This is a genomic window from Klebsiella sp. AqSCr, from assembly GCF_008452795.1.
GTDB lineage: Bacteria > Pseudomonadota > Gammaproteobacteria > Enterobacterales > Enterobacteriaceae > Klebsiella > Klebsiella pneumoniae.
Window position 1 is genome coordinate 2,787,881 of record NZ_MJDM01000005.1, and the last position, 23,830, is coordinate 2,811,710.

At 60.6% G+C, this 23,830-nt stretch carries 15 protein-coding genes; 4 read left to right on the forward strand and 11 right to left on the reverse strand.

The annotated features are described in order from the left end of the window. Positions 1-7 precede the first annotated feature (7 nt). Entirely contained in the window at positions 8-2,059 is a 2,052-nt protein-coding gene (locus tag BHE81_RS17765; RefSeq protein WP_023285614.1) for an AsmA family protein, read from the reverse strand. Positions 2,060-2,253: 194 nt separating this feature from the next. Here BHE81_RS17765 and BHE81_RS17775 point away from each other — a divergent pair, with 194 nt between their 5' ends. Next, entirely contained in the window at positions 2,254-3,183 is a 930-nt protein-coding gene (locus BHE81_RS17775) for a sugar kinase (RefSeq protein WP_002921434.1), read from the forward strand. A 54-nt stretch (positions 3,184-3,237) separates the two neighbouring features. On the opposite strand, the gene BHE81_RS17780 is transcribed toward BHE81_RS17775, so the two are convergent. The 9 genes from BHE81_RS17780 to bcsR form a co-directional block, all read right to left on the reverse strand. Further along, positions 3,238-4,740 (reverse strand): M16 family metallopeptidase, encoded by a 1,503-nt coding sequence (locus BHE81_RS17780; protein WP_002921436.1) that lies wholly within the window; start codon positions 4,738-4,740, stop codon positions 3,238-3,240. A 219-nt stretch (positions 4,741-4,959) separates the two neighbouring features. After that, complete coding sequence (locus tag BHE81_RS17785; protein ID WP_002921438.1) at positions 4,960-6,246, reverse strand: dicarboxylate/amino acid:cation symporter; 1,287 nt, start codon at positions 6,244-6,246, stop codon at positions 4,960-4,962. A 156-nt stretch (positions 6,247-6,402) separates the two neighbouring features. Then, positions 6,403-8,409, reverse strand: a complete 2,007-nt coding sequence (gene hmsP / locus BHE81_RS17790; RefSeq protein ID WP_023301449.1) for a biofilm formation regulator HmsP — start codon at positions 8,407-8,409, stop codon at positions 6,403-6,405. Positions 8,410-8,651: 242 nt separating this feature from the next. Further along, positions 8,652-12,131 (reverse strand): cellulose synthase complex outer membrane protein BcsC, encoded by a 3,480-nt coding sequence (bcsC, locus tag BHE81_RS17795; protein ID WP_023301448.1) that lies wholly within the window; start codon positions 12,129-12,131, stop codon positions 8,652-8,654. Further along, positions 12,113-13,222, reverse strand: coding sequence for a cellulose synthase complex periplasmic endoglucanase BcsZ (bcsZ, locus tag BHE81_RS17800; protein WP_004145188.1), 1,110 nt, complete (start codon positions 13,220-13,222; stop codon positions 12,113-12,115). The genes bcsC and bcsZ overlap by 19 nt, the downstream gene beginning before the upstream one ends. A 3-nt stretch (positions 13,223-13,225) precedes the next feature. Next, positions 13,226-15,571, reverse strand: a complete 2,346-nt coding sequence (gene bcsB, locus BHE81_RS17805) for a cellulose biosynthesis cyclic di-GMP-binding regulatory protein BcsB (protein WP_024622923.1) — start codon at positions 15,569-15,571, stop codon at positions 13,226-13,228. Positions 15,572-15,581: 10 nt separating this feature from the next. Continuing rightward, on the reverse strand, positions 15,582-18,200 hold the full coding sequence (bcsA, locus tag BHE81_RS17810; protein WP_021312498.1) for a UDP-forming cellulose synthase catalytic subunit: 2,619 nt from the start codon (positions 18,198-18,200) through the stop codon (positions 15,582-15,584). Further along, positions 18,197-18,928, reverse strand: coding sequence for a cellulose biosynthesis protein BcsQ (gene bcsQ / locus BHE81_RS17815; RefSeq protein WP_002921510.1), 732 nt, complete (start codon positions 18,926-18,928; stop codon positions 18,197-18,199). The genes bcsA and bcsQ overlap by 4 nt, the downstream gene beginning before the upstream one ends. 11 nt (positions 18,929-18,939) lie before the next feature. After that, positions 18,940-19,128: a cellulose biosynthesis protein BcsR gene (gene bcsR, locus BHE81_RS17820; protein WP_002921513.1), complete on the reverse strand. Its 189-nt coding sequence runs from the start codon at positions 19,126-19,128 to the stop codon at positions 18,940-18,942. A gap of 168 nt (positions 19,129-19,296) precedes the next feature. Here bcsR and bcsE point away from each other — a divergent pair, with 168 nt between their 5' ends. The 3 genes from bcsE to bcsG are packed head-to-tail and all read left to right on the forward strand — an operon-like array spanning position 19,297 to position 22,711. Continuing rightward, positions 19,297-20,850, forward strand: coding sequence for a cellulose biosynthesis protein BcsE (gene bcsE, locus BHE81_RS17825; RefSeq protein ID WP_004173945.1), 1,554 nt, complete (start codon positions 19,297-19,299; stop codon positions 20,848-20,850). Then, positions 20,850-21,047 carry a cellulose biosynthesis protein BcsF gene (gene bcsF / locus BHE81_RS17830; protein WP_002921518.1) on the forward strand — a complete coding sequence of 66 codons (198 nt, stop codon included), beginning with the start codon at positions 20,850-20,852 and terminating at the stop codon, positions 21,045-21,047. The genes bcsE and bcsF overlap by 1 nt, the downstream gene beginning before the upstream one ends. Further along, entirely contained in the window at positions 21,044-22,711 is a 1,668-nt protein-coding gene (bcsG, locus tag BHE81_RS17835; protein WP_023301447.1) for a cellulose biosynthesis protein BcsG, read from the forward strand. Before bcsF ends, bcsG begins: the two co-directional genes overlap by 4 nt. Positions 22,712-22,818: 107 nt before the next feature. Here bcsG and BHE81_RS17840 read toward each other — a convergent pair whose 3' ends face one another. Next, positions 22,819-23,820 carry a glycosyl hydrolase family 8 gene (locus BHE81_RS17840; RefSeq protein ID WP_002921526.1) on the reverse strand — a complete coding sequence of 334 codons (1,002 nt, stop codon included), beginning with the start codon at positions 23,818-23,820 and terminating at the stop codon, positions 22,819-22,821. Positions 23,821-23,830 lie beyond the last annotated feature (10 nt).

The window sequence follows — 23,830 nt, forward strand, 5'->3', positions numbered from 1 at the left end:
CTCTCCTCTACTTTTTCATCTGCGACAAAATGGTCCGACACTGGTTGCTATCGCCCTCCGCCGGGGAGATCAGCGCCAGCAGCGCGGCGGCCGGCGTCACCAGGGTTGCCAGCGCCGCCGCTACCGCGCCGCGGACAATCAGCGGCCCGGCCTTCACCCCCGCCTGCGGCGATTTAAAGGTGCCCCGGACATACAGCGGGGAACGCAGGGTGATCACCCGAAAGCCTTTGCTTTCCGGATCGATGGTCAGGTCCAGCTGCTCGGAGGCGAAGCTGGCGGTCCCGGTCACATTGATCAGCGCGTTTTCTGTATCGAAGGCAAAAATCTGCGGCCGGGCGACGCCGTTGGTTACGTCGATATTGGCCGCAGCGCAGTTTACCCGAACCTCCTCATCGCCAAAAATCTGGCCGATCAGGTAGTTACCGACGTTAAGACCGAGGATTTCCATCAGGTTGCGACTGATCAGTCCGTCGTTCATCAGCAGCTTCAGGTTACCGTTGCTGTTGCCGAGCAGGGCCGCCACCGAGTTGCCGCTGCCGCGCAGCTGGACGTCGCCATTCATCTCGCCGAGGGTTTTCTGCATCATCTCGACGTTTGGCATCAGCGCCTTCAGCTTCAGGCGTCGCGCCTGCAGATTGGCCTCACCCTGCAGCGGCTTTTTATCGCCCTGCAGGTGTACGCTGCCGGCAATCGACCCGTTGGCCAGGCCAAAGCGCACCGGCTGCAGGCGCAGGTCACCATCCTCCAGAATCACATGGGTCGACAGATCGCTGATCGGCAGGGTGCCGCCGTGCTCAATTCTCCGGCCCTTAAAGCGCACATCGGCATCCATCACCTGCCACTTGTCGGTTTCAAAGCGGTCCGCCGGCAGCACTTTACCCGCCGGCTGCGGCCGGTCCCCCGCCTGGCGCGAAGCGCTTTTCTTCGTCCCTTTGCCGGAATCGACGCCGATTAATGGCCCGAGGTCCGCCAGACGCAGCTGCTTCGACTCCATATCGCCGCTGAGTTTCGGCCGCGGCTTGCCGGTGGTGTAGGACAGGGAGCCATGAATGTCGCTATCGCCGATTCGGCCGTTAAAATTCTGATAGTTAAAGCGCATGCGGTTTTTTTGCGTAAAGTCGGCGCGCAGGCGGCCGTCGGTGGAGAATGACGGCGTCTCCGGCAGCAGCACGCCGGTCAGGTCGTAGAGATCGCGCAGCGAGTCACCGGCGAATTTTAGCCGCAGGTCAATACCGCCGACGTTGAGCGGGTCGCTGACCGTGCCGCTGAACGCTACCCGGGTGTTACCGGAGTGGAAGTCGCCCTGCAATGGGAAGGGGGCGCTTGCGCTGCGCAGGGCCAGCATGCCGCCGATTTTCCCGTTGCCGGTGACCGGCTGGCCCTTGTAGCGGCCCTTCAGCGACAGACCAAAGACATAGTCGCCTGGTTTCGCCGCGCTATGGCTATCTTTTGTGCCGGTCACTTCGCTGAACGGCAGCGGTTTGCCGAGGGGATCGACGAGGATGGTGATATCGCTGCGGGTGATCTTGTCGTCAATGGCGATAGTCCCGCGATCAAAGAGAATATTATCGAGGCGAAAGGACCAGCTGGAGGGCGCGCTGTCGCCCGGAGTACGCTTATCGCCCGCCAGCTGAAAGGTCCAGTTATTGTTGTCTTCCGCCAGGCGGATCAACCGTACGTCGGGCTGCTCCAGCTTGATCCACGGCAGGTACACCGTTTTGCTCAGCAGCGCCAGCGGGGCAAGGGTCGCCTCCACCCGCGGCAGATGGATCATGGTCACCTGGGGAATGGCCGGCGGGTTGCCCAGCACGATATCCTCCGCGTGTACGTGGGGCCACGGGATCCAGCTGCGCCAGCCGCGCTCGTCCGGCTGCCGCTCCCAGACCACGCCGAGATCGCCGCGGATGGCGAACGGGCGGTTAAGTTCGGCGGACACTTTCTGATTGATCGTCGGCTTCAGCCGGTTCCAGTCAAAGGTGGCCAGCACGATAAAGAAAAGAACGATCAGCAATAGTATCGTTCCTGTGATGATAACCAACGTTTTACGGGTTCTGCTCATCCCTACTCCGCTCCTTTTGCATCACGTCAGTCCTGAATATAGTCAAAAAGCGGCGTTTATCCTGGAAATGCGCTTTTCGTCACATTACGCGCGTCAGGTCAAAAAAATAATGGAACGATGTTTTAATATGATTGACCAGCAAAACAGCGCAGCGCACACTAGCGCTTATATCGATTCCATTGCAGGTTCTGGCTATGTCTAAAAAAATTGCCGTTATTGGCGAATGCATGATTGAGCTGTCAGAGAAAAACGGGGCCGTTAACCGCGGCTTTGGCGGCGATACCTTAAACACCTCGGTCTATATCGCGCGGCAGACGGATGCCAGCGCATTGAGCGTCCACTACGTCACCGCCCTGGGAACCGATGCGTTCAGCCAGCAGATGCTCGACAGCTGGCAACAGGAAAACGTCAACACCGATCTTATCCAGCGGATGGCCGACCGCCTGCCGGGACTGTATTACATTGAAACCGATGACACCGGCGAGCGCACCTTCTACTACTGGCGCAACGAGGCGGCGGCAAAGTTCTGGCTGGAGAGCGATCGCGCGGCGGCGATTTGCGAAGAGCTGGCCACTTTCGACTATCTCTATCTGAGCGGCATCAGTCTCGCCATTCTCAGCCCGGCCAGCCGCGACAAGCTGTTCACGCTGCTGCGTGAGTGCCGCGCCAACGGCGGCAAGGTGATCTTCGACAACAACTATCGTCCGCGCCTGTGGGCCAGCCAGGCGGAAACGCAGCAGGTCTATCAGGAAATGCTCGCCTGCACCGATATCGCGTTTCTGACCCTCGATGATGAAGACGCGCTGTGGGGAGAAAAACCGGTTGCTGAGGTGATCGCCCGCACCCACGCCGCCGGCGTGGAAGAGGTGGTGGTGAAGCGCGGCGCGGATGCCTGCCTGGTCTCGGTTAGCGGGCAACCGCTGCGGGAAGTGCCGGCCGTCAGGCTGGCCAAAGAGAAGGTGGTGGATACCACCGCCGCCGGAGACTCCTTCAGCGCCGGCTACCTGGCCGTTCGCCTGACCGGCGGCGATGCCGAATCCGCCGCCAGACGCGGACACCTGACCGCCAGCACGGTGATCCAGTATCGCGGGGCGATCATCCCGCGGGAAGCGATGCCGCAGTAATTCTCCGCACAAAGCGCTCTCCGGCCGCCGCTGGCGCGCCGGAGAGGCGTTAGGTTACTGCCCCGGCGGGATGTCGCTGGCCTCGCTGTGGGCGTCAACCGTATCGGCGCTGCCGCTAGCCGCCGTGGCCGCCGGATTCGGCGCCATCAGTTTTTCCCAGGTGGCCTGCAGTTCCTTCATATTGTATTCCGGTTCGCCCTTCGGCTGTTGCAGCACCAGCGCCATGTCCTGCGAGAGCTGCTGGCGCAGATACTGGTTCAGCATGTCCACCGTCAGGGAGTTGAGGAACTCCTGACGCAGCTTCTGGTACTGCTCCGGCGCGATGTCCACCACCTGATTCTGCAGGGAGCGCATGCGCTGGCTCATCAGAATGTCGGTGTCAGTGCGCGCATAGGTGGCAAACAGCTTCTGCAGCTCGAGGCTTTTCTGAGCGATAAGCGCGTCAAACTCCTCCTGAGGCAGCCCGTTGTCCCGCACTTTCGCCAGCTCGCGCGAAACCACGCTCAGGTTGTTGTTCAGGCGCTCGCCCGGTGAATCGATGTTGATGGCGCACTGCGCGCGCTGATATAGCACCCGGCAGTCAAAGCCAAGGCCAATATCCTTCACGTTATTTTTGCTCAGGCTCTGCTGCACGTGCCAGAACAGCGCTTCACGGGCGAGATCGTCACGCCAGTAGCGCTGCAGCGCCGCGGAGTCGCGGATCGGCTGCCATGGCGCATCCCACATGATGGACAGTTTGTCCTGACGCACCGCGTTGGTCATGATGCTGACCGGCACGGTAGGCAGCGGCGATAAGGTCGGCACCGCTGCGGGGGTTTCCCGCTTGCCCTTCAGATCGCCAAAGGTCTTATTGATTTGCTCGGCAACGCTGCGGCTGTCGACATTCCCCACCACGATCAGCGTCATGGCGTCGGGGGTGTACCATTTTTGATAAAAGTCTTTCAGCTGAGCCACGTCGATCGGCTGCTTCAGCGGCGCGGCGGGGTCATGGCCCAGCATGGTGGACCCTTTCAGGCGATAGCGCCACCAACCCTCTTTGGTATCCAGTGGCCAGGTCGCCACCATGTCGCTGCCCTGCAGCGCATGATTGATCGATTCAGGCGTAATGGCCAGTTTACCGCTGGCGTCCGCCAGCCAGCTCAGCGCCTCTTTCAACAGATCGTTGCGGTTATTGGGCAGGCTGAGATTAAACATCGTGTAATCGTAGGAGACGATGGCCGGCGGCAGAGGACGCTTCGGGTCAATACTCTGCTGCCATAAAGAGCGCGCCTGCATCGTCGGCAGGCTGCCGCTTTGCGTCAACGCCAGGCGGGGAATAAAGCGGCTGAAACCGCTCTGCTGAGTGCTTTCGCTCAGCGAGCCAATATTGACGGACAAACGGACTTCGATACGGTCGCTGGGACGTTGCGGCGTGGCCAATACCTGCCACGACAAACCATTCGCTAAGGTCCCTTGTTGCCAGGCCGGATCAGGCTGGAGCGCTTCTGCCTGCACATAACCGGCCGCCGCTACCATCAGCAAACCGCCCGTTAAGAGTTTAATTGTTGTGCCCTGCATGTGAACCCCTGATGAACATTCCTGGTTACAACAGCACCCCACTGACGGGCTGCCGAAAAAAGTGAGAGTGAAATACGTCGGTTAGACCACACGGAGACGAAAATGTCGCATGACAACGTAAAATAATCATTTCGTGTCATTCCCGCCGGGCGGGAATGACCTCTAATTATGCGCAGGAGGCCGTACTCCAGCAAGGGAGTACGGGCCTAAGAGGAGGATTTAAGAGGATAATTCGTGCGTTTTGTTCGCCGGAACACGGTTATTCAGAACGTCATCCATCTGTTTGGCATCCAGTTCTTTCACCCATTTCGCCACCACCACCGTGGCAACGCCGTTACCCACCAGGTTAGTCAGCGCGCGGGCTTCGGACATAAAGCGGTCGATACCGAGGATCAGCGCCAGGCCAGCCACCGGTAAATGCCCGACGGCCGAGATGGTCGCCGCCAGCACGATGAAGCCGCTGCCGGTCACCCCTGCCGCCCCTTTCGAGGAGAGCAACAGCACCACCAGCAGGGTGATCTGATGGAAAATATCCATATGGCTGTTGGTCGCCTGGGCGATAAAGACTGCGGCCATCGTCAGATAGATAGAGGTGCCATCGAGGTTGAACGAATAGCCGGTCGGGATCACCAGGCCTACCACCGATTTACGGCAGCCCAGCTTCTCCATCTTGTCGAGCATTCTCGGCAGCGCCGATTCTGATGAGGAGGTCCCCAGCACAATCAGCAGCTCTTCCCGGATATAGCGGATAAATTTGAAGATGCTGAAGCCGGTAGCCCGGGCGATGCTCCCCAGCACCACCACCACGAACAGGATACAAGTGATATAGAAGCAGATAATCAGCTGCCCCAGCTGCACCAGGGTGCCGACGCCATATTTACCGATGGTAAAGGCCATGGCTCCGAAGGCGCCGATCGGCGCCAGGCGCATGATCATATTGATAATGCCGAAGATAACCTGGGAGAAGCTTTCAATGACGTTGAAAATCAGCTGGCCCTTGCTGCCCAGACGGTGCAGGGCAAAACCAAACAGGACGGCGAACAGCAGAACCTGCAGAATGTTGCCGCTGGCGAAGGCGCCAATGACGCTGCCCGGGATCACATCCAGTAAAAAGGCCACGACCCCTTGATCTTTAGCCTGCTCAGCGTACACCGCCACCGCTTTCGCATCGAGCGTCGACGGGTCGACGTTCATCCCGGCGCCCGGCTGCACCACGTTGACGATAATCAGACCGATAATCAGCGCGATGGTGCTGACCACTTCGAAATAGAGCAACGCCACCGCCCCGGTACGGCCAACGGCTTTCATGCTTTCCATCCCGGCGATCCCCGTCACGACGGTACAGAAGATCACCGGAGCAATCACCATTTTAATCAGCTTAACGAAGGCGTCGCCGAAGGGTTTCATTTGCGCGCCCAGTTCCGGGTAAAAATGGCCCAGCAGAATACCGATCGCTATGGCCGTCAGAACCTGGACATAGAGGCTTTTAAAGATAGAGGTTTTCATAGGGTGTCCTTTGGGAATAACCACAGAGCAAGAAGGGATATTTGACGTCTGTGGCTTAAAAATAACACCCTGGAAACATTTCAGAAATAACTAACGCCGAAAGTGCAACGCAATTGTTAAAATCTTTGAGCTGACTCGCACAAGTCAACAAAACATTTACAAATTTTCATCCTCCCGAACCGAGGAGAGATAGCGCGCGCTGAATGCCTCCTGCGGCAAAGCGCAACCGAACAGATGGCCCTGGAGCACCTCGACGCCGGCGGCTTGCAACCAGCGGCGCTGGGCGTCGTTCTCCACCCCTTCCGCCACGATACGCAGCGACAGGCCGCGCGCGAGCTGGATCATCGCCGGCACCATGCTGACATCCTCCGGCAGCATATCGATGAATACTTTATCGATTTTCAGAATATCCACCGGCAGAGCTTTCATCTGCTGCAGCTGGTGCAACCCGGCATAACCCATGCCAAAATCATCCAGCGCAATCTGTACCCCGGCCTCGCGCAGCGGTCGCAACCGCGCCATCACATCCTGCGGATCGTCCATCCGGCAGCTCTCCGTCACCTCGAGGATGAGGGTGCCCGGGGCGATGCGGTAGCGGGCGATCAGCTTTAGCATCTCCTCGCCGCGGTCGTGTTCCAGCAGCTGGAGCAGGGAAACATTGACCGACAGCGGCAGCATAATCCCCTGGCTTTGCCAGGCCGCCAGCTGGCGGCAGGCCTCTTCCATCACCCAGTAGCCGACCGGGATAATCAGCCCGCAGGACTCAATGCGCTCAATCAGCGACGGCGGTAGCGACCAGCTGCCATCCGCCTGCCGCTGACGCAGCAGTACCTCGGCGCCGCAGATCTCGCCGCTGGCGCAGGCCACCTGCGGCTGCAGCCAGATCGCGAACTGCTGGTTATCGAGCGCGGTCATAATGTCGTGCTCTTCCATCAGGCGGCGCTGAGCCTTTTCCATCTGCTCGGGATCGAAGAACTCGATCTGGTTTTTGCCTTTACGTCGTGCAGTGACGGCGGCCGACACCGCGCGCCGGTAAAACTGCTCGGCGCTGAGCCCGGCGTGGAACATGGCGATCCCGACGCTGGCGTAGGGCCGCAGCTGCAGCCCATGCAGCGGTAAACGCTCATTAATAATAGTGAGCACTTGCTTACTTAACGTCACCGCCTGCCACGGTTCGGCAAGGCCATCGGCGAGAATCGCGAAGTCATACCCGCTCACCTGAGCCAGCACCATCTGCGGCGAGATCGCGGCCCGCAGCTTCTCCACCAGCGTCAGGAGCAGCATTTCGCGCTGACTCTCCTTGAGGACCCCGGCGGCGTCCTGCAGGGTTTCACAGGCGACGACGATCAGCGCGGCGCTCTGCGGGCGGGCCACCGTCTGCTCCAGCATCGCCAGCAAAAAGGCTTTATTCGGCAGCTCGGAGACCGGGAAGCGGGTCGACTGGATGGACAGCTCATCATGCTGGCGGACCAGGCTCTGCTGGTTGCGGTTATAGCTGCGCACCAGCATACCGATCTCGTCGTCATGGTGCAGGCGCGGGAGGGTCAGCTGATGGCCAAGACGCTCCTGCTGGGAGAGATCGTTCAGCTCGCGGGCGATACGCCGCAGAGGGCGAACCATCAGCCGGTTGATGCACCAGGTGAGCGCCACCGTCAGCATCAGCACCAGAAGCAAGTAAGCAGTCACTAACGTGGCAAGGGCGCTCATGACGAATTTATACATGCGATAGGAGTCGGCCTGCAGCACCAGATAGGCCAGCGGCTGCGGGTTGGCCGGCCGCTCCAGCGAATAAATGGGCAGCGAAATCTGCACCGGCAGCTCAAACAGCCGGGTGACGGTTACCGGCACCGGCCGCTCGGGGATAAATCGCATCCGCAGCGCCTGGAACTGGTTCGGCAATACCACATCCGCCCGGCTGACGATGCCAGCAGGCTGGATACGGCTTAAAATGGCTTCCGCTTCCGGAATATCGGCTTTCAGAATAGCCGCAGACAGCGGTTCGCGAACGGATCGCGCGATACTTTCTAACTGCGTGGCCGTGGTAAAGCGACTCTGTTGCACAAAGTGAAACAGCAAAATAGTGCAAAAAACCAATACAAAGGCCATGGACACGCTCGCGACCATCGCCATCTGTTTGATTGTAAGTGAACGGCTGACGCGCAACGGTGTTCTCCACTGATACTGAATACATACCCGGTATCAATCCTTCAATCCCGGTCGTTTCAGGCTGATTATATACTTAAATCCTTCGCCCACGCCCGCGAGGGATGAAGTGACGGGATATTTCCGCGCGGTGGCGCGGACGCCGGGATACATCCCCGACGGCCAACGGTGGGCAACGCCTCACGAGTATACGCGAAGCGCGTCGCGGAGTGGCGCTCTGTAACGTAATTCAGCCTATTCTGCTACCAGTCGGCGTAGGGCACCAGCGGCTGGGGCGGCATATCCAGATCCCCCTGCCAGCCGGCCGCCGAGTAGCGGACGTAAAGCAGCGCATGGCTCGGGGTGTAATCCTTCGCCTGCTGAATATCGACCGCGGCGCCGACGAACCAGTTGCTGGTCACCCGCCGCTCCACCAGCGCTCTGGCGGTGTAACCGAATCCATGGCTGCTGCTCCCCTCCTCCGTCAGCTCGCTGGCGCGCTGCCGGTAGTCGGACGGGATCAGGTTCAGCAGCGGATAGCGGGCTTGCGTCTGGGTGCGCGAATGGGACCATGACACCGACCCGCCGAGCTCCCAGGACCAGTTCTCGGTGCGCTGACGCCAGGTCACCGGCACGGCGAACGAGAGATACTCCTGTGGGCTGTAATAGCCGCCCTGGCCGAGGGTGTAGCCGCTGAGATCTTTGTCGTAGTGCCAGATCATATTGTTGAGGCCGACGGTGACGCGACGATTATTCTCGTTGATGACCTTGTAGTAGTACCCGGTCATCCAGCGCACGCGCCAGTTATCCGCCACGTTTTTACCGGTCAGCGAGTCGGCGCCCAGCGAGGACCAGATGCCGTGAGCCTCACCGCGATCGTAGCTCAGGCTCAGGCCGCCGCCGTCGGCGCGGACGCCGCCCCAGGTGGCGCCGGTATGGCTGCTGCTGTCCTTCTGCCCGCCAAAGGAGAGCAGCGAGCTGGAGATAGGCCGCCGGTGGACGTTGACCGTGTACCCCACCGGCCCGACGTCGCTGCTGTAGCTCAGCCCCCCCACCACATCGACGACATTGAAGCCCATCGGCGTGGTGCCGATATCCCCGCTCCAGGTGTCATTCTTCCAGCCGACCGCCACGCTGGCCCCGCTGTCGGTCTGATTTTTACTGCCGCTGGTACAGGCGATCTCCCCGCAGGTGCCCCAGCTGGGCGAGTAGCTCCCGTCGCTGTGGGTGGAAAAGCTGCCGGCATCCATATTGACCAGGTCGGTGCGGAAGAACATCCGGCCATCCGCCAGCGGAGCATCCACCTGCAGCATGGTGGTATGCGCCTTCAGGTCGGAATAGCCGCCGGTGCCGCTGGAACCCCAGAAGTCATGTTCCAGGGTGACGTTCAGATCCTGCTGACGATAAAGGTCGGCGGCATCGCTGCGGATCCCGCGCTTCAGCCAGTCATCATGGCTGTCGTTGCGCGTCAGCCGCGTAAAAGTAGCGTTATCCTGCGGCTGCGCGGGGGTAATGCCGGAGGCCACCATCGCTTCCCGGTAGTGCGTCAGCGCCTGCTGCGGCGCCCCGCTCTGGGTGGCAAAGCGCGCGGCATCGCGCAGCACCAGCGCGCTCTCCATCGAGGGCGGCTGCGCCTTCGCCTGCGGCACAATCTGATTAAAAATCCGTTGCGCGTCAGCGGTATCGCCAAGGCCAGCTCGCGCCAGCGCCACCCGCCGCTGCATGTTCATGGATTCGGTCTCTGCGCCTTTCAGCTGCATGACCTGCGCCCGGGCGGCCGGTTTATCGCCATCGGCCAGGTAGACTTCCGCAAGGCCGAGGCGCGCATCGCCGTTGTCGGCCTCCTGACGCAGCACCCGCTGATAGTCGGCAATCGCCGTCTGGCTGTCGCCGCGCTGCTGCGCCCAGTCGGCCAGCGTCAGGTCATAGCGTACTGTAGACGGCTGCCGTTTGATGAGGGCGATCGCCTGCGCTTCGTCGCCGCTGTCGCGCAGCTGGTTGGCCTGGTGCAGCACCCGGTCGCTTTGCAGGCGCGCTTCGAGTTCACGAATGTTATCCGTCCACGCGCTGCGCGGCAGAGCGGCGATTTGCGCCAGAGCCAGATCGTCCTGGTCGTTCCCCGACAGGTAGAGTCCCGAGGCGTAGACCCGTTCGGCGTCCTGCGGCTGGCGGTTGACCATCGTCCGCATCAGCGCGTCGGCCTCCTGGCGTTCGCCAGCGCTGACCAGATCCCGCGCCAGACGGTAGGTTATCCAGACGCTGTCCGGAGCCAGCGCCAGGCGCCGACGCTGAACTTCCGCCGCCTGCGCCCAGTTGCCCTGGCTCTCCAGAGCCTGCGCCTGTTTCTCCAGCCGGTCGTTAGTCAGGCTGCGCTCAATATCATCGATACTGCGCCGCTGAGCGGGAGGGAGGCCGGCGATCCAGGCGCTGGCTTTCTCCGGCGATTCGGCGCGATAGAGGTTGGCCAGGCCGCGCACCGCCAGGTTATTGCCGCGATCCAGGCGCAACGCCTGCTGGTAATAGCGCTCCGCCGCCGCCGCCTCTTTGCGCGCCGCCGCGACGTCCCCCAGCCCCAGCACGGCATAGCTGTCGGTGCGATCGACCCGCTGCGCCTGGGCATAATAGTTCTGCGCCTGCGAAAGCTGGCCGGCTTTCAGGGCGTTATCCCCCTGCTTTATCAGCAGCCAGTAGCGGTTAGTTTGCAGCAGGCTGTCCCACTTGCCGCGGTTCGGGCTGTCAGGGTCCATGGCAATCGCTTTACTGAGCTGCGCCACTGCCCGCGCGCGGTCGCCGCGCTGGGAATAGGCCTGGCCGAGAGCGCCCACCGCGTCGCTGTCGCGGCTGTCGGCCTGAACGGCTTTCTGCAGATCCGCGACCGCCTGCGTGGTATTCCCGGACTTGACCGCCGCCAGCCCTTCCGAGCGGGCGCGGAAAGTCGGATCCTGCAGCTGCGCCTGCTGTTGGTCGAGCAGAACGCGGGCGTTCGCCGCCACCGAGCCGGTGGGAAACTGCAGAAGAAATTGCTGCAACGCCTGCACGCTGGCCTTACTCACCGGCATGCTTTTCACCTCACTGAACCACATATCGGCGGCGATACCGCGTCCCGAGGCCGATCGGGCCATCTCCGCCAGATAGGCGAACCCCTCCTGCGGTTTGTTATCGGCGAACATCTGCTTCGCCAGCGAAGTCAGCAGGCTGACGTTGCCCGGCGCGCTGGCGTTCAGTTTTTTCAACTGGCTGACGCCTTCGCTATGGCGGGACGGCAGGCGCGCCACCAGCGTCCAGTATTCAATGGCGACGTCAACGTCATCCGGCACCCCGCCGTACAGTTTTTCATAGGCGGCGATGGCTTCATCGACCTTCCCGGCCACGCCCAGCAGTCGCGCCTGCTGCAGCGCCTGGCGGCCCTCGCCGGTGTTGCTTTTCATCTCATTGCGCGACGCCTTCAGCTCCGGGGAGTCCGGCGCCAGCTTCGTCAGTCGTTCCAGCTCTTTTTGCGCCCCGGCGGCATCCCCCTGACGCAGCAGATAGCGCATCCGCGCGGCAATCAGCTCCGGGTTGTTGGGATCAATCAGCTCCAGACGGTACAGCGACTGGCGCACCAGGTCTTCACGATTGCTGGCCTCGCCGAGGCGGACCTGCTCCAGCAGATGCTCCTGGGCAGGCGTCGTCGCCGCCTGCGCTAACGGCAGCAGCGCAACGCCGAGGGACAGCGTGAGTAAACTTAGTGAGAGCTTGCGCATTCCTGGTTCCAGTCAGGTTGTAATTCACCACTCGCCGTGAAACGAAAACGGTGTTGATCCCAACCCTGGCCGAACAGCGTCAGAACTGCGCTGTAGTAGGCATCCGCGCCGGGATAGTTATCGGCGACGCGCTGGCGTTGCACCGACCGGGCCTCGTCGTCCTGTAAAAACGGCAGCATTGCCGCGGAGAAGCCCACTGGCCCCTGACCGCTGGTTTTGCCGGTGGCGATATTCACTTTCTCCGGGGGTACCCCCTGCTTCGTGGTCTGCGCCGCCATCGGCGTGAAGCGTTGCAGCAGACGCGCTTTCTGCTTATCGCCATCATGGAGCATGCCCACCCACAGGTAGACGCGAATCGCGTCATAGCTGCCGATCGGCGGCTTTTCGGTTTTCAGCTGCCAGCCTTTCCCTTTCTCATAGCGCACCCAGTCCGGGGTAAAGCCTTTCGGCGCGGTCTCCAGCAGCAGGCGCAGGTTACTATCGCGCAGCGCGGGCCACGGCGCGCCAAAACGCACAAAGTAGGTGGCCAGCTGCGGCGGAAGATAGCTGGGGTTAAACCGCCAGCCGCTGTCATCGGCAAAACCGACTTTTCCCGGCAGCAGCATCGTGCCGAGGCCCGGCACCGCCACCGTCTCTTCAGCGACAATCCGCGCCAGCAGGGCTTTTCCGGTCTCGGTGTACTGCGGCTGTTGCCACAGGCGCCCCGCCTCCAGCAGCGCCCAGGCTATCCACAGATCCGAGTCGGACGCCGAGTTGCTGTCCAGCAGGGTCCACTGCTCATCGTCCTTTTTGCCCCACAGCCAGCCCGGCAAATGTTGTTTCAGATCGCCTTCCGCCAGGTTGTTCTGCGTCCAGGTCAGCAGTTTGTCGAACCCTGCGCGATCGTTGGCCGCCAGGGCGAAAAACAGGCCATAGCTCTGCCCTTCGGAGGTGGAGATTTTGCGCGCATCGCTGGGGTCAATCACCCGTCCCTCGGGGCTGACGTACGCTTGTTTAAACTGCTCCCAGGCGGGCCACTGGCAGGCGGCGCCCACCTGGCCCGCCGCCAGCAGCAGCGCCGAGAGCACCGCGCCACAAAGTACTTTCATCATGGTTTACTCATCATCCAGGCTAAGACGGCGGCGGCTGATGATGCGCAGCATGCGCCACAGCACCCATGCCAGCAGCACAATGCTGATGGCGGCGAAGATCGCCAGCAGTATCGGGTGGTTAGAGAGCGCGAACCAGATGCGCTCGAACCAGGGCAGATGACCCACGTAGTAAATATCCCCCACCCGCAGACTGTTGACGCCGGATTCGCGGATCACCGCCACCGAGCCAAACATCGCCGCCCGCTTACCGCTGTCGTTGAGGGCGTTGGTCAGCAGTTCATTACCGCGCGGGCTGTCGGCCAGCAGGGCCACCACGCTGCGCTGATCGTTATACGGCGACTGGAAGCCAATCACCGCCGCCATCGGCCCGGAAGAGGTAATGTCGGTGCGGGTATTGGGCGTGCGGGCCTCATCGTCGGGATAAATGCTCGCCAGGTCATAGTGGCGCATCGGCATTTTCACCCAGCTTTTGGTCGCCTCGACCAGCAGGTTGATTTTGGTGTCGTCCTTGAGGGACGACGGGATCGCGCCGATCAGCAGCAGATCCGCGTCTTTATTCTTGATCTGGTTGCCATCGTCGGTCATCTGCAGATTAATCGCCGCCAGACCGGTCTGCGAACCGATGCCCCCCAGCGCCTGCAGCAGCGTCGCCACCTGGCCCTGGGTCGGCGCCTTCGGCACCACCACCAGCGTGTCGGAAAGGTCCGCCATACGGCTGTAAGGGAAGCCCGCATTGGCGAAGACGCGCAGGTCCGGCAAGGCGATAAAGTGATAATACTTCGAGAAGTCGATGGTCGAATCGTCGCCAATCACCACATGGTTCTGCACCGGCTGGAAGGTAATACAGTTGTCGATGGAGCCGCCGGGCATCGGGTTCATATACTGGAAGTCAAAGCGCAGCTGGTTGACCGCCCCAAGACGCAGCGCGGGGATGGTGACCTCCGATTTGCCGTCCAGCAGCCCCTGCAGCACCGGCAGGCGCAGGATCAGTTTGTTCACGTCCTGGGAGCTGTTAAGGCTGAACGACTGCAGAAACTGGTCGTTGAGGCTGATATCCATCCGCGAGCTGTCCTTCACCGGCGGCATGGTGTAGCGGTATTTCAGATCCATATCGATGCCGTTGGCCCGCAGCAGATAGAGATCCGGCGGCAGGTTAAGCGCCACGGTGATGGCATCCGGCACCAGGCCGCTGGACTGCAGCTGTTGCTCATAGGTTTTCAGCTCAGCAAAGGTGACCGAACGGTCGGTGCGCACCCAGTTCGGCGCGTCGTAAGGCTGACGCGGCTGCAGGGTTTTGATGCCGTCCACGGTGACGCTGCTGCCGCGGAACAGAATATTGCCCTGAGCAATCCCCTTCGCCGCCAGCAGCAGGTCGTTATCATCGCGGCCGAAAATCACCAGCAGCTTGACGTAGGGATCGTTCGGGTTGTCGATCATTTCGATGGTCGGCGCCTTGACCGGCGGATGATCGCGCAGGAAGTCCGGACGCTTGTCGTTGGTGGCGAAGACAATGGCGTTACGATCCGGCAGTTCATTGAAATAGACCGGGAACTGCTGGCCGCGCCAGCCGGCCTTGCTGCCGAACCAGGAGGCGACTATCGCCGCCGCCTGCTGCTGGGTGACCGCTGGCGAGCCCGGGAAAATCATCGGCAGCTTCAGCGGACGGTTATCGCGCGGATCGTAGAACGGCACCGGGAAGTGTGACAGATCGTTATTTACCTTCAGCGACTGGTAGGTGAGATCCAGATAGCTTTCGCGTCCGACGTCCAGCCACAGCGTACTGCTGGCCGGGTTTTCGCAGACGTCGCGGTAGTGGCCGACAAACTCCAGCCGTACGCGGTTGAAGTCGGTGATGTACAGCGGGTCAATCGGCAGCTGCGCGCGGATCTTTTTCCCCAGCTGCTCTTTAGTGACGGGCAGGACGCCCATCAGCTCATCGTTAAGATAGACCTTCAACTGCGACTGCACGGGCAGCAGCGAGGGCGATGGGGTGTATTCCAGATTGAGCAGCGCGTTGGCGACCAGCTCATCGCTGCGCATGCCGAATTCGACCGACGCGTCAGGCCGTGAGCCGCGCAGCACGATGCTGCCGGGCGGCGGCGCGATGGTGGCAAAGCTCAGCTTCACCTCCCGCTGCGGCACGTTCTCGGCCAGCGCCGCCGGAGCGGTCGGTTCGGCGAGGGTCGCCGTCGGCTCGCCCACCACGATCGGCGCAGCCGGGGTCGCGGCGTGCGGCTGAACGCCAGGGGCAGCGTTCGCCACCGCGGCCGGCGCCGCGTAAGAGGCCAGTGGATACCAGCTGCACATGCCCACCGCTACTGCACACATCCAGGAAAGTTTTCTTTTCATCGCATTATCATCATTGTTGAGCCATTGCCGGGTCTGCGGAGAGCGTCGGCGCGGCGCGTTCAGGGCGTCGGGGTACAAACGACGCTATCCAGGCCACCAGCGAAGTGAGCGCGCGGAAAACCACCTTCACCGACGGCGGCGAAAACTCCGCCAGGTGACGATAGCCACGAAAGCCCAGCTTGAGGATGTCCAGCAGGCTTTCCATCGGCTTATCTTCCGGGAAGCTATCCTGCCAAAGCGCCCACGTATCAGCGCGGGCAAACGTACACTGCACAAAATCGATATGCTGCTGGTTGGTTAACGGCAGCAGCTGGAGCCCCACTTCGCTGCCGTTGACCCGCGCGACCCTGACCGGGAAGGCATACTCCTGCTGTCCCCGTTTGAGCAGCAGCCTGGCGTTCTGGCCTTCCAGCACCTGCGCGTCGCCGTTAATTTTGATCCCCAGTCCGCCGTCGGAATAGTCGTGGACGGTGCAGGAGAACAGGTGGCCATCTTCGCGGGCGATAGCCGCCGGCATGCTCATTTCGACACGGTGCGAACGGCGAACCTGCTTGCTTTCAACCGAGACCGCCACCGCGCCGCCAAGAATAATCAGGTTGTAGAATACCCAGACAATACTCACCCAGACGGTGAGGATTTCATTTTCCGGGCCGTACATGAAGCGCCAGATCCCCACCGCGACGCCGACCAGATTGAGCAGCACCAGGTAGATATAGGGCCGGGAGATCACCCAGTCGACATACTCCTCTTCCACCAGCCCGCCCTTCGCGGTGACGTTGAACTTGCCTTTATGCGGGTTGATCAGCGCCACAAAAGTGGGCGGCGCGATATACCAGGCCAGCACCGTCTCGTAAATTTCACTCCAGAACGAATGGCGATATTTGCCCTGAATCTTCGAGTTGGTCAGGCTGGCGTGGATCATGTGCGGCAACACGAATAGCGCGATCATCAGCGCTGGCGCATAAATGATATAGGCATGGAGCAGCAAAAAGGCCAGCGGCGCCGTGAGAAAGATGAGGCGCGGAATACCGGAGAGAAAGTGAAGCATGGCGTTGGCGTAGCAGACGCGCTGCACCAGCTTCAGGCCTTTGCCAAACAGCGGATTATCGAGGCGGAATATCTGCACCATCCCGCGCGCCCAGCGGATGCGCTGGCCGATATGCGCGGATAAACTCTCCGTCGCCAGCCCCGCCGCCTGCGGAATACGCATATAGGCGGAGGTATATCCCCGCCGGTGCAGACGCAGCGAGGTGTGGGCATCTTCGGTCACCGTTTCGACGGCTATCCCGCCAATTTCGTCCAGCGGGCCGCGGCGGATAACGGCGCAGGAGCCGCAGAAGAAGGTGGCGTCCCACATGTCGTTCCCGTCCTGCACCAGGCCGTAGAACAGCGTCCCTTCGTTCGGCGTTTTGCGAAAACGACCAAGGTTGCGCTCAAAGGGATCGGGCGAGAAGAAGTGGTGCGGGGTCTGCATCATCGCCAGCTCTTTCTCTTTCAGGAACCAGCCCATGGTCATCTGCAGAAACGAGCGCGTCGGCACATGGTCGCAGTCAAAGATCGAGACGAACTCCCCTTTGGCATATTTCAGCGCATTATTGATGTTGCCGGCCTTGGCGTGTTCGTGGCTGGTGCGGGCGATATAGTGCACCCCAACATCTTTGGCAAACTGGCGAAACGCTTCCCGTCCGCCGTCGTCGAGGATCCAGATGTTCAGCTTGTCCTTCGGCCAGTCGATGCCCTGCGAGGCGTAAATGGTGTTTTTCACCACGTTGAGATCTTCGTTATAGGTGGGGACGAAGATGTCCACGGTTGGCCACAAATCCATGTCCTCCGGCAGCGGCACCGGCTGGCGATTCAGCGGCCAGACCACCTGGAAGTAGCCCAGCACCAGCACCACCCAGGCGTAGGTCTCTGCGAACAGCAGAATGATCCCGCACACCAGACTTACCGGGTCGTTCCAGTTCAGCGTCGAGGTATAGCGCCACCAGATATAGCGGCACGACACCGTCAGCGACAGCACGATCAGCATCAGCGCCGAGAAACGGCCCGGGATGCGTCGCACCAGCAGCGCCACGCCCCACAGCAGCATCAGGAAGATAAACTGCGACAGCGGGTTAAAGGGCTGCGTAATACACATCAGCGCCAGCACCAGCGAGCAGAAGGTCGCCCCCCCAAGGATCGCCCGGCGCAGTTTAGGATTGAGGTGCGCCAGCTCTTTCTGTTTATCCAGATGGCCGGTGCGGGCGTTCATCTGCTCAGGCAATTTTTCCAGCCACTGCGTATAGCGACCGTGCACCCCTTCCAGCGCCGCCAGCGAACGCCAGTTGACCTTTTTCTCCGGCTCCGGCACGCGCGTCGTCAGTAACCACAGGGATTGCAGCAGGTAGCGCAGCGGATCCAGCGGACGCGGGCGATGCGGATTTATGTGGGGAAAATAGGTTTCATGGCGGGCCAGAATCGCCTGCCAGCGTGGCGTCTCCAGCGGCATCAGCGCCCAGACCAGCGATGCCCACAGACAGCCAAGCGACGCCGACAGCCACGAAGCGCCGTGCTGCCGATAGTCATCATAGCGCGCACGCAGCCGCTCCCCCACCGGCGGGGCCAGCAGCAGCGTACTGAGGCGGATCATGCCGCTCTCCCGGCGGAATAGTGGATCAGGCACCAGTTCGCCAGGGTCAGCACCTCTTCCGCCGCCAGCGAATCCTGACGATACTCCCCAAGAGGTTGTTTCGCCGCCAGGCACTCGGCCATCGCCTCGTCGCGGTGAATCGTCACCGGCAGGATGCGCGGCTGGCTCTCCAGCCACAGCTGGTAGAGATCTTCCTGCAGCTGGCTGCCGACCCGCAGATCGTTAATCAGAATATCGCCGTTGGCCGGGAGGGGCTGCTGGTGTAGACGGATATGGCTATTGGCGTCGGGATGAACCACCACCAGCGAGCGATCGCAAAGCGTCAGCAGCTCGCGGGTCAACGGCGAATAACCCGCCGGCAGATCCAGCAGCAGCCAGCGGTACTGGCCCTGTAGCTGCTGTACTGCCTCCGCTATCGCCCCCAGGGTGGGCTGCAGCTGGTCGACATTTTCTCTTTCGCCGGCGCTGAGCTGGCCAAACGGCAGCAGATCGATATGCTGCGTATAGCGCAAGCCCGCGTCACGCCAGTCCCGGCCGTCGAGCAGCGCCCGCGCCCAGCCGTCCTGATGATGGATATCGGTATTAAAGAAAAAGCGCAGCATATTATCCGGGCTGGCGTCGATCGCCAGCACGCTTTCACCGAGCAATTGCAGGGCCCAGGCGAGTGCAGCCGTAATGGACGTGACGCCAGTTCCCCCGCGCACGCCCTGTAATCCCAGAATAGCCATCTCCGGCTTCCTTATTTTTTCTCTGCAAACTCTGCCAGCAGCGGCCAGCGCTTCAGCGCCGCGTTCAGCTGTTCGCGCCTGGAAATATCATGATAATCAATATCCGGCAGGGAAAATGCCCGGCTAAGCGCCAGAAAATCATTTTGAAAGGTGTACCCCAGCGTGGCGTCCGTGGGTACCGCAGGATCTTTTGCTGGCATATCTCTGTCCGTTCGAAATTTATTATTAAACCAGAGGACGTATACAGCTCATCCTTAAAAGCAGGTGTACATGCTAAAACTGATGACCTTTAATTTCAATGTTAGGTTTACTCTGTCGGTTTCGCTAGTAAACTTATTCAGTGTCAATCAGGGCGCACGAGGGATGCCGTGGATAATGTATTTACTTTGGGTATTTCATCATTATGGGATGAAGTGTGCCATATGCCGGTCGGCGGAGTATGGTGGCTCAACGTCGACCGTTATGCCGATGCCGTCAGCCTGTTTAATCAGACACTGGCCGCGCAGGCGAAAAACAGCCACGTTGCCGCGCTGGTTATGGGAAACAAACCCAAGGATATCATTTCCTTAGATCATACTCACGGTCCGGATAATATCGCGCTGTTCACCCTGCCGAATCGCCCGCAGGCGCTGGAGGAAATACACCGCGATTTAGTCTGCTCCCTCGAACCTGGCAATTATTTGTTTATTCTGCTATGCGCTGAAAATGCCTGGCAAAATATAAATAATGAAAAGTTATGCGCCTGGGTAGAAAAGACCAGCCGCTGGGCGCAATATCACCGTTGCGCGTTCTTAGCGATCAATTCCGCGCAGGAAATCGATCGGCAGCTAACTCCCTTATTACGTGAGTACCGCTCCCTTTCCGGACTGGCAAGTATTCGTTACCAGGGCGACCGGCATATCTTTGATATTGCCTGGTGGGGAAGCGATAAGGGTATCAGCGCCCAACAGCAGCTGATGGTGCAACATGATGACGCTGGCTGGCGATTAGCGCAGGACGCTGAAACCAGCGTGCAGCCGCGCAGCGACGAAAAAGCGATCCTCAGCCATGTGCGCGTGCTGGAAGGCGCCCCGCCGCTGTCGGAATACTGGACGCTGTTTGACACCAACGACGAGGTCTTCAACGCCGGGCGCACCGCGCAAGCGGCGACGATCCTCTTCTCCATTACCCAAAATACGCAAATTGAACAGCTGGGCCGCTATATTCATACCCTGCGTCGCCAGCGCGGTACGGCGCTGAAAATCATCGTCCGTGAACAAACCCCGAGCCTGCGCGCGACCGATGAGCGGCTACTGCTCAGCAGCGGCGCCAGCCTGGTGATCCCCAGCAGCGCATCGCTCTCCCGCTGCCTGACGCTAATCGAAAGCGTACAGAACCAAAAGTTCTCCCGCCATATCCCGGAAGATTTTGCCACCCTGCTGACCTGGAGCCAGCCGTTAAAGCTGCGCGGCTACCAGAAGTGGGATGCCTTCTGCGAAGCGGTGCACAACGTGATGACCAATACTCTGCTTCCACCCGACAGCAAAGGCGTGATGGTGGCCCTGCGCCCGGCGCCGGGGCTGCGCGTTGAGCAGGCGCTGACGTTATGCAAACCTAACCGGATGGGCGACATCATGACCATCGGCAATAACCGGCTGGTGCTGTTTTTGTCGTTTTGCCGGATCAATGACCTCGATACCGCGCTAAACCACATTTTCCCGCTGCCGACCGGCGATATTTTTTCTAACCGTATGGTGTGGTTTGAGGACAAGCAAATCCTCTCGGAAATCGTAATCATGCGCGGCGTCGAGCCGGCGCGCTGGAACACGCCGCTGCCTCTCTCGGTCGGTAAAAACGAGACCATTAACGCCACCCACGATGGACGCCACTGGCGACGCTACCCCGAACCACACCGGTTAACCACCCGCGAGGAGCAAGCCTGATGATGTCTCTCGCCGATATTCTGCAACTGGTGGTGCTCTGCGCCCTGCTGTTTTTTCCGCTGGGCTACCTGACGCGCCACTATCAGCGCCGGATCCGCACGACGTTAAGACTGATGTTCTTTAAACCCCGTTACGTGAAACCGGCAGGGGTATTACGCCGGGGAACAACGGTTAAGCAAGGCAAAGCGAACAAATGACAAATAAAAAAACGACCGCGGCACCGCTTCCGCTCTGGCAGTACTGGCGCGGCCTTGGCGGCTGGAACTTCTACTTTCTGGTCAAGTTTGCCCTGCTGTGGGCCGGGTATCTCAATTTCCATCCGATGCTGAACCTGGTATTTCTCGCCTTTCTGCTGGTGCCGATCCCGCGCGAAAAGCTACACCGTATCCGCCACTGGATCGCTATTCCGCTGGGATTCGCGCTGTTCTGGCACGATACCTGGCTGCCCGGGCCAGAGTCGATTTTTAGCCAGGGGTCGCAAATCGCCGGCTTCAGCGCCAGCTATATCTGGGATCTGATTGTCCGCTTTATCAACTGGAGCATGGTTGGCGCCTTCTTTGTTTTGCTGGTGCTATGGTTGTTTATCAGCCAGTGGCTGCGCGTCACCGTGTTTGTCTCGGCAATGGTCGTCTGGCTGGCGGTCAGCCCGCTGCTGCCGGCCTTTACCCTATGGCCCTCCGGCCAGCCCACCACGGCCGCACAGGCCAATACCGGGGCCAACGCCGCCGCTGGCGCCGCGTCCAGCCCCGCCAACAGCGATATTCCGCCGCAGACCGAGCCGCCGACCTCAGCCAACCTGACCAACTGGCTGAACGCTTTCTATGCCGCCGAGCAGAAGCGCAAGACGCCGTTCCCGGACCAGCTGCCGGCGGATGCGCAGCCGTTTGACCTGCTGGTGATCAACATCTGCTCCCTCTCCTGGTCGGATATTGAAGCCGCCGGTCTGATGGATCATCCGCTATGGAAGCACTTTGATATTGTCTTCAAAAACTTTAACTCCGCGACCTCCTACAGCGGCCCGGCGGCGGTGCGCCTGCTGCGCGCCAGCTGCGGCCAGCTGTCGCATACTAATCTGTATCAGCCGTCCGGCGCCGACTGCTACCTGTTTGAAAACCTGGCAAAGCTCGGCTTCAACCAGCAGCTGATGCTCGGCCATAACGGTCTGTTCGGCGACTTCCTGAAAGAGCTGCGTTCGCTGGGCGGTATGCAGAGTCCGCTGATGGACCAGACCGGCCTGCCGGTCAGCCTGCAGGCGTTTGACGGCTCCCCGGTGTATGAGGATCTGGCGGTCCTCAACCGCTGGCTGAAGACCGAAGAGGCCAGCAGCAATCCGCGGAACGCCACCTTCTATAACACCCTGCCGCTGCATGACGGCAACCACTTCCCGGGACAAAGCAAAACCGCAGACTACAAAGTGCGGGCGCAGAAGCTGTTTGATGACCTGGATAACTTCTTCACCGAGCTGGAGAAATCGGGGCGGAAAGTGATGGTGGTGGTGGTGCCGGAACACGGCGGCGCGCTGAAGGGCGATAAGATGCAGGTATCTGGCCTGCGCGATATTCCAAGCCCGTCGATCACTAACGTCCCGACGGCGGTGAAATTCTTCGGCATGAAGGCGCCGCATGAAGGGGCGCCGATTATCATCGATCAGCCCAGCAGTTATCTGGCGGTGTCGGAGCTGGTGGTGCGCGCCCTCGACGGCAAAATGTTCAGCGAGGACAGCGTCAACTGGCAGCAGTATGTCGCCAACCTGCCGCAGAGCGCGGCGGTGTCCGAGAACGCCAACGCCATCGTCATCCAGTATCAGGGCAAGCCTTATGTCCAGCTGAATGGCGGTAGCTGGGTGCCTTATCCGCAATAAGCGACAAGGCCGCCTATGTTGGCGGCCTTACATCGTGAGACGTTCCCATTCTACCTTCTCAGCCCGCAGGCATACGGGCGGGGAAGGCGGCAAATCAATCACCGTATTTAGCGCTGATCCTGTTTCGCCAGCCAGACCAACAGCTTGAGGCTGGCAGAGTAATAATCATCCTTGTCGTCAATCTGCGGCGCCTCCTGCGGTTCACCCAGCGTCAGATCGCGCACCGCCAGCAGGCCGCCGGCCATATACCAGGGAGCCACCTCGTTGGTGCTGACGTTGATCCACGCCGGGGTTTGCAGGCGCGGGTAACTCTGCATCCAGGCCTTCCAGGGCGCGAGCAAGGCGCTGTGCGGATCGGCCCACGAGAGATACAGCGGGATACGGATCGCATCGAAACTCATCCGCGGCGGCCACTCTTTGGCTGGCAGCATCTTGCCATCCGCCCGCAGCGCCACCCAGTCGCTGGGTAGATGTGATTTCCCCCAGCCCATCTGCCCCAGCAGCGCCTGTCCGTCGCTCTGCAATGTCCGCCAGGCGGTGAGATGCGTCCGCTCCGCGAAGGCGCGCCAGGCCGGGAAGATGAAATAGGAAGGGTTAAGGTTCAGGTGATCATTGAGGTTGAACCCTTTCACGCCCGGGAGCATCACCTGGCGACCGGCGAAAGTCACCACCGTAGACTTCAGCAGGGCGGCGGTGATGGCGTCAGAGGCAATCGCATAGCGCTTATCCTGCCACTGCTTTTGCGCGCGCAGCAGCGCCCAGGCGATCAGGGTATCGCCATCGGAGGCGTTGTTTTTATCGGCGATAGGGTCCGGCGCCACCGGGTTATAGCGCCAGTAAAACAACCCGTTAGACTTGTTGCGCAGGGTGTTGTCCGTCCACTGCCACAGCTTGTCGAACGCCGGACGATCGTTATTCGCCACCGCCAGGAGCATGGCGAAGCCCTGACCTTCCGTATGCGACACATTGCCATTGGCGGTATCAATGATACGACCATCCGGCATCATAAAACGGGCCTTATAGCGCTCCCAGGCCGTATCCGCCCACGCCCTGGGCACCAGCATCACTACCGTTGTCACTATCACCGCCACTAAAGCACGCAGGGGCATAAATTCACTC

Excerpts from the sequence above, each read along its gene's own strand:
- BHE81_RS17765 (WP_023285614.1), bottom strand. The coding sequence starts at position 2,059 with ATGAGCAGAACCCGTAAAACGTTGGTTATCATCACAGGAACGATACTA.
- BHE81_RS17780 (WP_002921436.1), bottom strand. The coding sequence starts at position 4,740 with ATGCAGGGCACAACAATTAAACTCTTAACGGGCGGTTTGCTGATGGTA.
- bcsZ (WP_004145188.1), bottom strand. The coding sequence starts at position 13,222 with ATGATGAAAGTACTTTGTGGCGCGGTGCTCTCGGCGCTGCTGCTGGCG.
- BHE81_RS17775 (WP_002921434.1), top strand. The coding sequence starts at position 2,254 with ATGTCTAAAAAAATTGCCGTTATTGGCGAATGCATGATTGAGCTGTCA.
- BHE81_RS17785 (WP_002921438.1), bottom strand. The coding sequence starts at position 6,246 with ATGAAAACCTCTATCTTTAAAAGCCTCTATGTCCAGGTTCTGACGGCC.
- bcsA (WP_021312498.1), bottom strand. The coding sequence starts at position 18,200 with ATGATCCGCCTCAGTACGCTGCTGCTGGCCCCGCCGGTGGGGGAGCGG.
- bcsC (WP_023301448.1), bottom strand. The coding sequence starts at position 12,131 with ATGCGCAAGCTCTCACTAAGTTTACTCACGCTGTCCCTCGGCGTTGCG.
- bcsG (WP_023301447.1), top strand. The coding sequence starts at position 21,044 with ATGACAAATAAAAAAACGACCGCGGCACCGCTTCCGCTCTGGCAGTAC.
- bcsQ (WP_002921510.1), bottom strand. The coding sequence starts at position 18,928 with ATGGCTATTCTGGGATTACAGGGCGTGCGCGGGGGAACTGGCGTCACG.
- bcsB (WP_024622923.1), bottom strand. The coding sequence starts at position 15,571 with ATGAAAAGAAAACTTTCCTGGATGTGTGCAGTAGCGGTGGGCATGTGC.
- BHE81_RS17840 (WP_002921526.1), bottom strand. The coding sequence starts at position 23,820 with ATGCCCCTGCGTGCTTTAGTGGCGGTGATAGTGACAACGGTAGTGATG.
- bcsR (WP_002921513.1), bottom strand. The coding sequence starts at position 19,128 with ATGCCAGCAAAAGATCCTGCGGTACCCACGGACGCCACGCTGGGGTAC.
- bcsF (WP_002921518.1), top strand. The coding sequence starts at position 20,850 with ATGATGTCTCTCGCCGATATTCTGCAACTGGTGGTGCTCTGCGCCCTG.